We start from the raw sequence: 13,777 nt of genomic DNA, 5'->3' as shown, positions 1-13,777 counted from the left end.
TGTGAACGCAGATTACTCTGCTGTACCACCAGGTGAAGATGAAGAATCCTTTTCATCCTTTTCTGGAGAAGTAGAAAATGGAAAGAACGCATTGGTGTATAACGTAAAAAACGTCCGCAACATATTTTGATAATGTTCAAAAGAAGTTGCACATGTTGTTAAATATTGCTCTCCATATTCTGTTAAAGAATAAATTCGTTTCGCTGGCCCGCCTTCACTTGTATCCCAAGTGGAAGAAATGAGATTTTCTTTTTCTAACTTGCGCAATGTTCTATACACATTACCTTGGTCAACAGAAGAAAAGCCGATGTCCATTAGCATTTGAATGAGTTTGTAACCATGAAGACTCCAGTCTTTTAGACAGAGAAGTAAGAAAGGAACTAAGAAGTTTTTTGGCATGGAGTTTGGTTGTTTCGCTTGGTTTTTTTCCAAACTTTCTGGGTGTTCTGGTTCATTATGTAGCATGATTGTACATCACCTCATGAATCAGTTAGATGGAATTTTTTTGCTTATAAGTGCAATTTACACCTATCTGTTTTTAATGTCAACACATTTATCGGAAAATAAAGAAAAATAAAATATAGACTTGAAGTTTTATTCAGAATATTAGAAAATAGTGAATAGGTTGAATTGTTTCAAAAACGAAAAAGGGAGTGTAGGCGAAGTGATTGATCAAAAATTCGATCCATTGCAAGCATGGAAAAATGCTTATGAACAAACCGAAACATTTTGGGGAAAAGCGCTCAATGAAACAATTAAAACAGAAGAATATTCTGCTTGGATGGGCAGCGTTCTAGATTTGAATTTGTTTTATCAAAAAGCATTAAATGATACGACAAAAAATTATTTAGAACAGGTGAATGTGCCGACGAGAGAGGATATCGCTAGAGTAGCTACGCTTGTTATCAATTTAGAAAATAAAGTTGATAACATTGAGGAAATTCTAGAAGAGAAAGTGGATTCATTAGGACAAGCTCCTACATTAAAGCGTGATGTTACGAAAGTAAAACAAGATATTCGCACGCTAGAAACGAAAGTTGATCAAATTTTAGAGTTACTAGAAAAGCAAAATGCAGTACTAGCGAAACTACAAGTACCTGCAAAAGAAGAAGTAAAACCTGCGAATAAGCCGGAAAATAAAAAATGATAATAGCGTTTGTTTATAACGTGTAAAAGGGAAAGGGAGAATCTCTTTTTCATGTATAAACAACGAAACATAATTAATATATGGACTCTATTCATATGAGTACCAAAATGATTCATAACAATCGTTCACAAATTCATTTAAGGGGGAAAAGAAATGGTTCAATTAAATGGCAAAGTAGCAATCGTAACAGGTGGGGCAAAAGGAATTGGAAAAGCAATTACAGTAGCATTAGCACAAGAGGGAGCAAAAGTAGTTATTAACTATAACAGCAGTAAAGAAGCAGCTGAAAACTTAGTAAATGAATTAGGAAAAGAAGGACATGACGTTTATGCAGTTCAAGCGGATGTTTCGAAAGTAGAAGATGCAAACCGACTTGTAGAAGAAGCTGTGAATCATTTTGGTAAAGTTGATATTCTTGTTAATAATGCTGGTATTACAAGAGATCGTACATTCAAAAAATTAAATCGTGAAGATTGGGAGCGCGTAATTGACGTGAACTTGAGCAGTGTATTTAATACAACAAGCGCGGTACTTCCATACATATCGGAAGCAGAAGAAGGAAGAATCATTAGTATTTCGTCTATTATTGGCCAAGCTGGTGGATTTGGACAAACAAACTACTCTGCAGCAAAAGCAGGTATGTTAGGATTTACAAAATCATTAGCATTAGAGCTTGCAAAAACAAATGTAACTGTAAACGCAATTTGCCCAGGATTTATTGATACTGAAATGGTAGCAGAAGTACCAGAAGAAGTACGTCAAAAAATCGTTGCGAAAATCCCGAAAAAACGTTTTGGTCAAGCTGATGAAATTGCAAAAGGTGTAGTATACCTATGCCGTGACGGTGCATATATCACAGGTCAGCAATTAAACATTAACGGTGGATTATACATGTAATGAAGTAAGAAAAAAGTGCATATCCATAGCAGGAATGCACTTCTTTTTTTTAGAAATAAATCGACCGAAAAGGAGATAGAAAAATGACTACATTCGTAACGGAATGGGAAAAGCAATTGGAGTTGTACCCAGAAGAATATCGTAAAGCATATCGCCGTGTGAAAAGAGCGAGCGAAGTTTTATTACGCGAACCAGAACCACAAGTTGGTTTAACACCGAAAGAAGTTATTTGGACGAAGAATAAAACGAAGCTGTATCGTTACATTCCAAAACAAGAAAAAACACAGAGAGTTCCAATCCTATTAATATACGCGCTTATTAATAAACCGTATATTATGGATTTAACTCCAGGAAATAGTTTAGTGGAATATTTAGTAGATCGTGGTTTTGATGTGTATATGCTTGATTGGGGCACATTTGGTTTAGAAGATAGTCATTTGAAATTTGATGATTTCGTGTTTGATTATATTGCAAAAGCAGTGAAGAAAGTAATGAGAACTGCGAAATCGGACGAGATTTCTTTACTTGGTTATTGCATGGGTGGAACGCTAACTTCTATTTATGCAGCACTTCATCCGCACATGCCAATTCGCAACTTAATCTTTATGACAAGTCCTTTTGATTTCTCTGAAACAGGATTATATGGTCCTTTATTAGATGAGAAATACTTCAATTTAGATAAAGCGGTTGATACATTCGGAAATATTCCGCCAGAAATGATTGATTTCGGAAATAAGATGTTAAAACCAATTACAAACTTTGTAGGTCCATATGTTGCTTTACTCGATCGTTCAGAAAATGAGCGCTTCGTCGAAAGCTGGAAATTAGTTCAAAAGTGGGTTGGTGATGGTATTCCATTCCCAGGTGAATCGTATAGACAATGGATTCGTGATTTTTATCAAAATAATAAGTTAGTGAAAGGTGAACTCGTTATTCGCGGACAAAAGGTAGACCTTGCAAATATTAAGGCGAATGTCTTAAATATTTCTGCGAAACGTGATCATATCGCCCTGCCATGCCAAGTAGAAGCTGTGCTAGACCATATATCTAGCACAGATAAACAATATGTATGTTTACCAACGGGACATATGTCGATCGTTTACGGTGGAACAGCGGTAAAACAAACATATCCGACGGTTGGAAATTGGCTGGAGGAGCGTTCTAATTAAAAATAAAAAATCCAACTAGCGTATGTTAGTTGGATTTTTTTATGGGAAATAACAAAACATAGAAAGGAGAAATTTATATTTTAGGAGTATAATTATGAAACTTATGACTGGTAAGTTGTTTTGGAATACAGGAGTTTCTATACCTTGTTATCCATCATTAGAAAATGATATGATATGTGATGTGCTTGTAGTCGGAAGCGGAGAAGCAGGTGCTCATATAGCTTATTCGTTAGCGAAAATTGGAATGCGTGTTACACTCATTGAAAAACGAGCAATCGCATGTGGTAGCACAGCTGCTAATACAGGTTTACTACAATTTCTTCATGATAAATCGCTAACCTCACTTATCCATACATTTGGTGAAAAAAAAGGGGTACGAGCATATAAGCTATGTTACGAAGCGTTACGAACAATGGAGCAAGTTGTATCGACTCTCGATATTGATCCCCAGTTTATTCCGCGAAGTAGTTTGTATTATGCAAGTAGAAATGAGGATGTATCGTTTTTACAAGAAGAATATAATACGTTACGCCATTATGGATTCCCGGTTGAATATTTTACCGATTCACATATGAAGAAGAAGTATTCATTTATAAAACAAGCAGCGTTATATACGCATGGTGATGCCGAAGTGAATCCGTATTTATTAGCGCATAGCCTTTTGCATAAAGCAAATCAAATGGGAGCTACTATACTTGAGCATACAGAGGCCATACATATAAAAAAACGCCAAAATGATTTAATTTGTTACACGAAAACAGGAAATCAAATTGTAGCAAAGAATATTATTATGGCGACAGGTTATGAAGCACTTTTCGGAAAGAAAGAAAAAAATACAACAGTGGAAACATCATATGCAGTGGTGACAAATAAGGTAGATTCATTTGAAGGCTGGCATGAACAATCATTAATTTGGGAAACAGCACGGCCTTACTTATATTTTCGAACGTATCAAAACCGTATTATTGTAGGCGGATTAGATGAAGCGATGCAAATTCAAACAATTGGTGATACGAAATTATTGCATAAGCGTGATATCCTTATTAACATTGTAAAAGAGATGTTCCCGCAGTATAAGAATATACAGGCAGAGTACTATTGGGCGGCAGCATTTGGCGGTAGTCATGATGGTCTCCCTATTTTAAAAGAAGACAAAGAGATACATAATTTATTTTACGCATTGCCGTATGGAGGTAATGGAACTGTGTATGGAATGGTATTTGCCAAATTATTTGAGCAGTTATTTACAAATAAAGAAAGTGAAGATTTTTCTTTATTTAATCGATAGAAAAAAAGGTAGCGAAGTGATGGAATGAGAGATATAAAAAAGTTTTTACAAAAATTACGTCCTGTACAACTCATTGTTTTGTTTTATTTATTAGCAGTAGTTGTATCGGTGATATTGCTTAGTTTCCCGTTTGTTACGAAGGCTGGTGTGAAATGGACATTTATCGATGCCCTCTTTACATCTGTTAGTGCGGTAAGTGTTACGGGACTGTCTGTTGTTACAATTTCAGATACATTTACTACGGCAGGAATTATTATGTTAGCCCTTATTTTACAATTAGGCGGCTTAGGAATTATGGCACTTGGTACGTTTGTTTGGATTATAACGGGGAAAAAAATCGGTTTGCAGAGAAGAAGACTCATTATGGCAGACCATAATCAAGGGAATTTATCAGGCCTTGTAGAATTGATGCGTTCTATTTTAATTGTAATTATTTCGATAGAACTTATTGGAGCGATACTATTAGGTACAAGGTTTTTACTTTATTTTCCAACTTGGCAAGAAGCTTATTTTCACGGTTTCTTTGCCGCTGTTAGTGCAACTACGAATGGGGGATTTGATTTAACTGGACAATCACTAATTCCGTACAAAAAAGATTATATTGTGCAAATGATTCATATGTTACTTATTATTTTAGGAGCGATTGGCTTCCCGGTGTTAATGGAAATAAAGCAATTCTTTAGTAAAAGGCGACAGCAACTATTCCGCTTTTCGTTATTTACAAAATTGACGACAACAACATTTTTTGCCCTCGTTATCGTTGGAACCATTATGATTTTTTTACTAGAACGAAATCAATTTTTAGCAGGAAAGTCATGGCATGAAACAGTTTTCTATACATTATTCCAATCTGTGACGACGCGAAGCGGTGGACTTGCTACAATGGATATACGTGAATTGTCACAACCGACGCTTTTATTTATGAGTATATTAATGTTTATAGGGGCATCTCCAAGTTCGGTTGGGGGCGGAATACGTACAACAACATTCGCTGTTAGTATATTATCGTTATACACTTTTGCAAGAGGCGGAAGAACGGTTAGAGTCTTCAAACGTCAGTTACATGAAGAGGACGTACTAAAAGCATCTGTCGTTATGACGATGGGGATTTTATTATGTGCCACAGCACTCTTTATTTTATCTATTACGGAAAATGTACCGCTTATGAGTTTAATTGTTGAAGTGTGTTCTGCTTTCGGGACGACAGGGCTATCGACAGGTATTACGCCAGATTTAACAACTGTTGGTAAACTTGTACTCATTGTACTTATGTTTATTGGGCGTGTCGGTATTTTAACATTTATACTGGCTAGTGGGGGAAGAGAACAGCCACCTCGCTATAAATACCCGAAAGAGAGAATAATTATTGGATAGTATGAAACCATTCTACCTATGTGAGGTAGAATGGTTTTTTAGTCGTTAATGCCAAATTGCGGATGCATAAAAGCGTCATTTTTATTATCCACTTCTTTTTTTAGCAACTCTTGATTTTCTTCTGAAATCCACCCAATATCATTTGTAGGATGAATCCATTCTTCTCCAGCCATAATGGCAGGGTCTACTTCATCAGTCCAATTGTGAAGTGGACTATTCTCGGAATCATATTTACTGTCTCCGATTACGACGTCATATTGATTTATGAAAGGTTGTTGCATCTTCTTTCCTGTTCCTTTAAAAGATGGAAAATTCATTTGATGCGGGAGCGTTTCATCTAAAATTGGTGACTGGATTTTATCTTTCTTCTTCAAAATAATCGCTCCTTTTATAATATTTTCTTCATAGGTAGTATTTCCATCTAGCGGCCTTATGTACTTGTTAACACTTGCCAGTAATAATTATTTAATGTTGTTTTAAACTAGAGTAGAAAGTGAATTCTTGAGAGCAGGTGAATGTATTGGTAAAAAGAAAAGTTAAACAAAATGCGGCAATCAACAATAATAAAACTCCGAAAGAAAGCTTACCAGATGCAGAATTTGCATTAGAGTATGAAGGAGAAAATAGCGCGAAGTATGCAAATCGTAATTCAAAAAAAGGTAAACAAAAATGAGGCGTTTTTTACAAACGCCTCATTTTTTTGTGGGATTATAAAGGTTTTTTTAATTATTTGTAAATTTAGTGTTCATTATTAGCAGAAAAATGCGAAAAAACATAGAAGTAGCAACGTATTACACAAAAACAAACAACAAACAAAAGATTAATGTTGGTTTAATACTGCTTTTACACTAGTTGTTTATATTGGAGTTGTACATAAGATTTATAAAAGGAGAGAGAATAGTGAAAAAAACAATCTTTAAAGCTGTAGCAACTGGAATGGTATTTTCGTTATTAATGGGGTGTGGTGCAAAGAAAGAAGAAAGTGCTGGGGCAAAAGTAAAGGATGATAAATTATCTGGATCATTAACTGTTTACACAGCGATTGAAGAAGAACTTGTACCAATTTACCTTGATTCTTTTAAACAGAAGTATCCAGATGTGAAACTGAACATTGTTCGTGATTCAACTGGAGTTATTACAGCGAAATTGCTAGCTGAAGGAAAAAATACACAAGCAGATGTTGTATGGGGAACAGCAGCGTCTAGTCTATTAGCTTTAGATAAAAAAGATATGTTAAAAGGATACTCTCCAAAAGGAGCAGATCGTGTTCTTCCGCAATTTAAAGATGATAAGCAACCAGAAAAATGGGTAGGTAATACGGCATTTATGACGGGGATTGCTATAAATAAAGAAGAATTAAAGAAGAAAAATTTACCGATGCCAGAATCATACGAAGACTTAACGAAACCAGAATATAAAGGAACGCTTGTTATGCCACATCCAGCTTCTTCTGGAACAGGATTTTTAACAGTTTCTGCATGGTTACAAATTATGGGTGGAGATAAAGGCTGGGATTACATGAAGAAACTTCATGATAATATGGCAACTTATACTCATTCAGGTTCAAAACCAGCGAAATTAGCAGGCGCAGGTGAATATCCAGTTGGCGTATCAATGGTTTATAGTGCTTTGAAAGAGAAACAAAAAGGTGCACCAGTTGAAGTTGTATTGCCGAAAGAAGGATTAGGTTGGGAAGTAGAAGCGAACGCACTTATTAAAAAAGATAATGCAAAAAATGAAAAATTAGCGCAAGCATTTTTAGATTGGGCAATTACTGATGATGTAATGAAGTTATACTTCGAGAAAAATGGATTTGCGACAATTAAAAATGATTATAAACTTCCAGATGGATTCCCTAAAGATGTGACAGAAAAGTTATACAAAAAGAATGACTTTAAATGGGCAGCAGAAAATCGTGACAAAATTTTAGAAAAATGGGAAAAAGAGTTTGGCCAAAAAGCAGAACCGAAAAAGTAAGTGAGTGGGAGAGAGAAAAAATGAGCGAATATTTATCAATTCAACACATTCAAAAACAGTTTGATGCATTTATAGCGTTAAAAGATATTTCTTTTACTGTGAAAAAAAATGAGTTTGTATGTTTATTAGGCCCAAGTGGTTGTGGGAAAACAACATTGCTTCGAATTTTAGCAGGGCTAGAAGAGGCAACAACAGGTAGTATAGCTGTGGATGGAAAAGATATTACAGCATTACCTCCTGGAAAGAGGAATTTCGGAATGGTGTTTCAATCATATGCATTATTTCCGAATTTAACAGCACTTGAAAACATTGAATACGGCTTAAAGACAAAAAAATATGGAAAAGCAGAAGTAAAAGAGAAAGCGCTAGAGGTGTTAGAACTTGTAGATTTGCTGAATGTAAAAGATAAATATCCTGCTCAAATGTCTGGTGGACAACAGCAGCGAGTAGCACTTGCACGTGCGCTTGCTCTGTCTCCGGATATTTTGTTACTCGATGAGCCATTATCTGCTTTAGATGCAAAAGTGCGTGAAAAGTTACGTAGAGAAATGCGTGATTTGCAAGAAAAAGTAGGAGTAACAACTATTATGGTTACGCATGATCAAGAAGAGGCATTAACGATGGCCGATAAAATTGTTGTAATGAATCATGCGGAAATTATGCAGATTGGCACACCAGAGGAGATTTATCAAAGACCAGCCAATCCATTTGTGGCAGATTTTATTGGTTCTATTAATTTCTTTTCGAAAAACCATGAAGAACATGCAATTCGTCCTGAGCACGTAACAGTTGTACAAAAGGATGGTATTAAAACGGTTGTGGAAAGTATGGAATTTCGCGGATCTGTATATCGGACGGAAGTGCGGGTCGTAGAAGAAAAAACACATCTTTATAACGAGAAAATTGTAGTGGATATATTGGCATCAGAAGTAGAAGCAACCGCAATTAGAAAAGGAAAGCCGATTCAAATCTCTTTCTCAGAAAATCATATGTTGTCATATGGAAAGAAGGTCATTGTATAGATGGAGATGTTAGAAGATTTTAAGGTAGAAAGTACGAAAAAAAAGATTAAGAGACGTATCGGTAAAGAAGAGTGGATACAAAGACTATTAATTATTGGTATGCTTCTCGCGTTTTTGATCATGCTTGTATTACCTCTATTACAATTGTTTACACAAGCTTTTTATGATAAAGATGGAGCTTTCATTGGTGTTGCGAATTTCAGTAAATATTTCACAACGCCAACGCTAGTTCAATCATTACAAAATACGATATGGATTTCGGGTGCGACAACAATTATTGCAGTGACACTTGCTTTCGCTTACGCCTATGCGATCGCTCGTACGAATGTGTTTGGAAAGCGTGTATTCCAATATATTGCGTTGTTACCATTATTCGCACCAACGATGATGCATGGTATCGCACTTACATATTTATTTGGTAATCAAGGGTTAATAACGAAAGGAATGTTTGGTTTGTTTGAAGGGATACAAATCCCTTTATATGGACCAGTAGGAATTGTAATGGCTGAAGTCATGTATACATTTCCGCAAGCATTTCTTATATTATTAATTGCTTTTCAAGGCTCTGATTATCGTTTATATGAAGCTTCTAATATGTTAGGAGCGAGTAAAACAAAGCAATTTTTCACTGTTACTTTACCTAGTGTAAAGTACGGATTAATTAGTGCGATGTTCGTTGTGTTTACACTTAGTTTCACTGATTTTGGGGCACCAAAAATTGTTGGTGGGCAATATAATGTACTTGCTACTGACGTATATAAGCAAGTAATTGGGCAGCAAAATATGCCGATGGGTGCAACTGTCGGAATGATTTTATTAATCCCAGCTATATTTGCCTTTGCAGTTGATCGCATTACGCAAAGAAAGCAGGCGAATCTCTTATCTTCCAAATCAGTACCTTACAGAATAATAAATAATAAGAAACGAGATGTTATTTCATTCGTATATTGTAGCGTAGTAACGCTTATGATCATTCTATTATTTGTGGCAGTTGGTATTGCTGCAAGTGTGAAAGTATGGCCATATAATATGAGCTTTACATTTGAGCATTTTAATTTTTCCAGTTTAACAGGAGATGGATTGGAAGCATTTAAAAATAGCGTAATTGTTTCAGCAATTACTGCGGTTATTGGAGCGGTTTTAACATTTATGTTCGCTTATGCGATTGAGAAAATAGATCAGCTACAATTTTTCCGAAAAGTAGGTTACTTTTTCTCTATCGTCCCTTTAGCGATACCAGGTTTAGTACTTGGGTTAGGCTACGTCTTCTTCTTTAGTCAACCAACCATACAAATCTTTGGACTTTCCGTAACGAACCCGTTCCATTCTCTATACGGAACAATTGCTGTGCTAGTACTAGTCAATATCATTCATTTTTATTCTGTAACATTTGTTACGGCAACGACAGCTTTAAAGAAATTAGATCGAGAGTTTGAACTTGTTTCACAGTCGATGGGGATACCGTTTTATAAAACATTCTTTCGAGTTACGGTACCGATGTGTTTACCAGCCATTTTAGAAATGGTAATGTACTACTTCGTAAATTCAATGGTAACTGTCTCAGCAGTTGTATTCCTGTATGCAGCTGATTTTAAACTAGCTGCCGTATCAATTGTAAATATGGATGATGCAGGAAATGTAGCACCAGCAGCTGCAATGAGTGTACTTATTGTTGTTACAAATATTGTAGTGAGAGTTGTATATGAATGGGGAACGAAAGCACTTCGTAACCGAACGTCACAATGGCAAAAAAGATAAATAAGAAGGGTGATGGATTGGATGAAAGTAGAAACAGTTATTTTTGATTGGGCAGGTACAACAGTTGATTACGGATGTTTTGCACCACTGGAAGTATTTATGGAGATTTTCCATAAACGTGGTGTGGCAATTACTGCAGAAGAAGCCCGTAAGCCAATGGGATTATTGAAAATTGATCATGTTAGGGCATTAACAGAGATGCCTCGTATTGCGAGTGAGTGGAATCGTATTTTCGGACAATTACCAACAGAAGCAGACATTCAGGAGATGTATGAAGAATTCGAAAAGATTCTCTTCGCTATTTTACCGCGCTATGCGTCGCCGATTAATGGAGTAAAAGAAGTGATTGCTTCTTTACGTGAAAGAGGAATTAAAATTGGTTCAACGACTGGTTATACGAGAGAAATGATGGATATTGTAGCAAAAGAAGCAGCACTACAAGGGTATAAACCTGATTTTCTTGTAACACCAGATGATGTTCCAGCAGGTCGTCCGTATCCGTGGATGTGCTATAAAAATGCGATGGAGCTTGGTGTATATCCAATGAATCATATGATAAAAGTTGGAGACACAGTATCAGATATGAAAGAGGGAAGAAATGCTGGTATGTGGACAGTGGGTGTAATTCTCGGCAGTAGCGAACTCGGCTTAACTGAAGAGGAAGTGGAGAATATGGATCCGGTAGAACTTCGTGAAAAAATAGAAGTAGTTCGCAATCGTTTCGTTGAAAATGGGGCGCACTTTACGATAGAAACGATGCAGGAACTCGAAAACGTAATGGAACATATCGAGAAACAAGAACTTATTATTTCATAAAAGGGGAATAGGATCATGACTGAAAATCACTATTTATTATTAACGCCTGGACCATTAACAACAACCAAAACAGTAAAAGAAGTTATGTTATACGATTGGTGTACGTGGGATGCTGAATATAACAAAATGGTACAAGAGGTAAGAGCTAAGCTTGTATCGTTAGCAACGAAGGAAAAAGAGACATATACAACTGTTCTCATGCAAGGAAGCGGTACGTTTTCAGTTGAAGCAGTGATTGGATCTGTCGTTCCTAAAAATGGAAAGCTGCTCGTATGTACAAATGGTGCGTATGGTAAGCGAATTGTACAAATGGCAGAGATGTTACATATAGATGTGGTGGTCAGTCAAACAGAAGAGTGGGAGCCTACTAATATTGTAGCAGTAGAAAAGATATTGCAACGAGATAAAGAGATTACACATATTGCAGTTGTTCATTGTGAAACAACAACAGGTATTATCAATCCAATTGTAGATGTATGTAAATTAGGGAAGCAATACGGAAAAGTAACACTGGTTGATGCAATGAGTAGTTTTGGTGGTATTGAAATAGATATCGCTGAGTTGCAAATTGACTTTCTAATTAGTAGTGCGAATAAATGTATTCAAGGGGTTCCTGGATTTGGCTTTGTTATTGCGAAGCGCGATGAATTGGTGAAATGTAAAGGGCAGGCACGTTCATTATCATTAGACTTATTTGATCAGTGGGAAACGATGGAACATCAAAATGGGAAATGGCGTTTTACGTCACCTACACATGTTGTACACGCTTTTTATCAAGCACTACTTGAATTAGAAAAAGAGGGCGGAGTAGAAGCACGTTACAATCGATATTATAACAATCAAAAAATATTAGTGAATAGAATGAGAGAAATCGGATTTAAGCCACTAGTAGATGAAAAATATCAATCGCCTATTATTACATCCTTCATTTATCCAGAAGAGGGGTTCGATTTTGGGCAGTTATATAATGAATTAAAGTGTGATGGGTTTGTTATTTATCCAGGTAAAATTTCAAAAGTAGATACATTCCGCATTGGAAATATCGGTGATGTACATGAGGCAGATATCAATCGCTTAGTTGATAGCATCGCTAAAGGAGTTGTTATAGGTTGAAAGTATTTTGCTTAGGTGGAGCAGGTAAAATTTGTCGTGAAGCAATTTTAGATTTAGTGCAATTTTCATCTTTTGAGGCGATTACAGTAGCTGATTTTAATGAAGAAGAGGGCCTGAAAGTAGTAGAATGGCTTAACGATCCTCGTGTTGATTTTGTGAAAGTAGATGTAACGAATCACGAGGATACGGTTGCAAAAATGAAAGGTTATGACATTGTAATGGACGGTACGACAATTAAGTTAAATGGATTGTCTACTCGATGTATTGCAGAAGCAGGTTGTCACGGTGTGAATTTGAATGGATTTGGTGAAGAAAATGAATCTCATTCTATATTTGCTCAAAATGAAAAAACGTGTTTACCTGGTTTTGGTATGACGCCAGGTGTAACGCAAATGATGGCAATGCATGTAGCAAATCAGCTAGATACTGTAGAGTCAGTACGTGTAAGTCATGGCTCGTACCGTCCAATTGCTTTTTCTGCATCAATTACAGAAACAACGACATATGAATATGATCCACATTTACCATCGCGTACAGTATATGAAGATGGTGAGTTTAAGCAAGTACCGCCGTTTGCGCGTCCGAGAGAAATTGAATTACCGGCGCCTTATGGTAAGGAAACGCAGTATATAATACCGCATTCTGAAACGATTACGTTAGCAAAAGCACTAGAAAATAAAGGGGTCAAACTGATAGAGACGAGAGGAACTTGGCCAAAGCAAAATATGCAGCTCGTACGTGCTTTATATGATTATGGTATATTGCGTAATGATCGGGTTGACATAAATGGGAAAGAAATTGGCATTATGGATTGTATTTCGAAGTATTTATTGCAATCGAAAGAAGGGCAAGAAACAGAAATTTACGGTTATGCGCTTCATGTAGAAGTAATAGGTATGAAAAATAATGAGAAACAAAGGCACATATTATATCATACACACCCGTTATCTGATGGTTCTGTTGTAGGATGGGAAAAATTAAGAGCTTATACGAGAAACGTCGGTATTCCATTTGGGATTGCTACAGAGTTAATCGCAAAAGGGAGTGTAAACAAAGTTGGTGTTGTGACACCTGAGGAAGCTTTTGTAAATCCACAAATTATTTTTGATGAACTAAAAAAGCGTGGTATTCATATTCATGAAGAAGTTTTCACTGAAAAAGAAAGTCATAACTTTGTATAAGTAAGGCAGTGTATGAGGTAGAAATCAATGGGGTG

The 13,777-nt window shown here is 36.1% G+C and carries 14 protein-coding genes; 12 read left to right on the top strand and 2 right to left on the bottom strand.

The features are described from left to right. Window positions 1–12 precede the first annotated feature (12 nt). Window positions 13–465: a poly-beta-hydroxybutyrate-responsive repressor gene (phaQ, locus tag DN394_RS05555; protein ID WP_000903018.1), complete on the bottom strand. Its 453-nt coding sequence runs from the start codon at window positions 463–465 to the stop codon at window positions 13–15. A gap of 199 nt (window positions 466–664) precedes the next feature. Here phaQ and phaR point away from each other — a divergent pair, with 199 nt between their 5' ends. The 5 genes from phaR (at window position 665) to DN394_RS05530 (ending at window position 5,875) form a co-directional block, all read left to right on the top strand. Continuing rightward, window positions 665–1,147, top strand: coding sequence for a polyhydroxyalkanoic acid synthase subunit PhaR (gene phaR, locus DN394_RS05550; RefSeq protein ID WP_000566954.1), 483 nt, complete (start codon window positions 665–667; stop codon window positions 1,145–1,147). Window positions 1,148–1,300: 153 nt separating this feature from the next. Then, window positions 1,301–2,044 (top strand): acetoacetyl-CoA reductase, encoded by a 744-nt coding sequence (locus DN394_RS05545; RefSeq protein ID WP_000250411.1) that lies wholly within the window; start codon window positions 1,301–1,303, stop codon window positions 2,042–2,044. A gap of 83 nt (window positions 2,045–2,127) precedes the next feature. Beyond that, entirely contained in the window at window positions 2,128–3,213 is a 1,086-nt protein-coding gene (gene phaC / locus DN394_RS05540) for a class III poly(R)-hydroxyalkanoic acid synthase subunit PhaC (protein ID WP_088082820.1), read from the top strand. Window positions 3,214–3,307: 94 nt separating this feature from the next. Beyond that, window positions 3,308–4,501 carry an NAD(P)/FAD-dependent oxidoreductase gene (locus DN394_RS05535; RefSeq protein WP_097916403.1) on the top strand — a complete coding sequence of 398 codons (1,194 nt, stop codon included), beginning with the start codon at window positions 3,308–3,310 and terminating at the stop codon, window positions 4,499–4,501. 24 nt (window positions 4,502–4,525) lie between these two features. Then, window positions 4,526–5,875, top strand: a complete 1,350-nt coding sequence (locus DN394_RS05530; RefSeq protein ID WP_046958232.1) for a TrkH family potassium uptake protein — start codon at window positions 4,526–4,528, stop codon at window positions 5,873–5,875. A 38-nt stretch (window positions 5,876–5,913) separates the two neighbouring features. Here the strand turns inward: DN394_RS05530 and DN394_RS05525 are convergent, their stop codons facing one another. Continuing rightward, window positions 5,914–6,249 (bottom strand): DUF3905 domain-containing protein, encoded by a 336-nt coding sequence (locus DN394_RS05525; protein ID WP_002070938.1) that lies wholly within the window; start codon window positions 6,247–6,249, stop codon window positions 5,914–5,916. Between the two features lie 146 nt (window positions 6,250–6,395). Here DN394_RS05525 and DN394_RS28885 point away from each other — a divergent pair, with 146 nt between their 5' ends. The 7 genes from DN394_RS28885 (at window position 6,396) to DN394_RS05490 (ending at window position 13,742) form a co-directional block, all read left to right on the top strand. Beyond that, complete coding sequence (locus DN394_RS28885) at window positions 6,396–6,548, top strand: hypothetical protein (RefSeq protein ID WP_000240799.1); 153 nt, start codon at window positions 6,396–6,398, stop codon at window positions 6,546–6,548. A gap of 227 nt (window positions 6,549–6,775) precedes the next feature. Then, the gene (locus tag DN394_RS05515) at window positions 6,776–7,852 is read left to right on the top strand and encodes a putative 2-aminoethylphosphonate ABC transporter substrate-binding protein (RefSeq protein ID WP_097916401.1); all 1,077 of its coding nucleotides are present in this window, start codon (window positions 6,776–6,778) and stop codon (window positions 7,850–7,852) included. Window positions 7,853–7,872: 20 nt separating this feature from the next. Beyond that, entirely contained in the window at window positions 7,873–8,874 is a 1,002-nt protein-coding gene (locus DN394_RS05510) for a putative 2-aminoethylphosphonate ABC transporter ATP-binding protein (protein WP_097916399.1), read from the top strand. Beyond that, window positions 8,875–10,632: a putative 2-aminoethylphosphonate ABC transporter permease subunit gene (locus DN394_RS05505; RefSeq protein ID WP_141503299.1), complete on the top strand. Its 1,758-nt coding sequence runs from the start codon at window positions 8,875–8,877 to the stop codon at window positions 10,630–10,632. 21 nt (window positions 10,633–10,653) lie between these two features. Continuing rightward, window positions 10,654–11,448, top strand: a complete 795-nt coding sequence (gene phnX / locus DN394_RS05500) for a phosphonoacetaldehyde hydrolase (RefSeq protein ID WP_097916397.1) — start codon at window positions 10,654–10,656, stop codon at window positions 11,446–11,448. 15 nt (window positions 11,449–11,463) lie between these two features. Beyond that, the gene (gene phnW / locus DN394_RS05495) at window positions 11,464–12,561 is read left to right on the top strand and encodes a 2-aminoethylphosphonate--pyruvate transaminase (RefSeq protein WP_097916395.1); all 1,098 of its coding nucleotides are present in this window, start codon (window positions 11,464–11,466) and stop codon (window positions 12,559–12,561) included. Then, window positions 12,558–13,742, top strand: coding sequence for a saccharopine dehydrogenase family protein (locus DN394_RS05490; RefSeq protein WP_097916393.1), 1,185 nt, complete (start codon window positions 12,558–12,560; stop codon window positions 13,740–13,742). The genes phnW and DN394_RS05490 overlap by 4 nt, the downstream gene beginning before the upstream one ends. Window positions 13,743–13,777 lie beyond the last annotated feature (35 nt).

The organism is Bacillus sp. BB081, from assembly GCF_008368895.1.
Classification (GTDB): Bacteria; Bacillota; Bacilli; order Bacillales; family Bacillaceae_G; genus Bacillus_A; species Bacillus_A wiedmannii.
The sequence above is the reverse complement of the archived record's forward strand: the minus strand, read 5'-3'. Positions and strand labels throughout refer to the sequence as shown.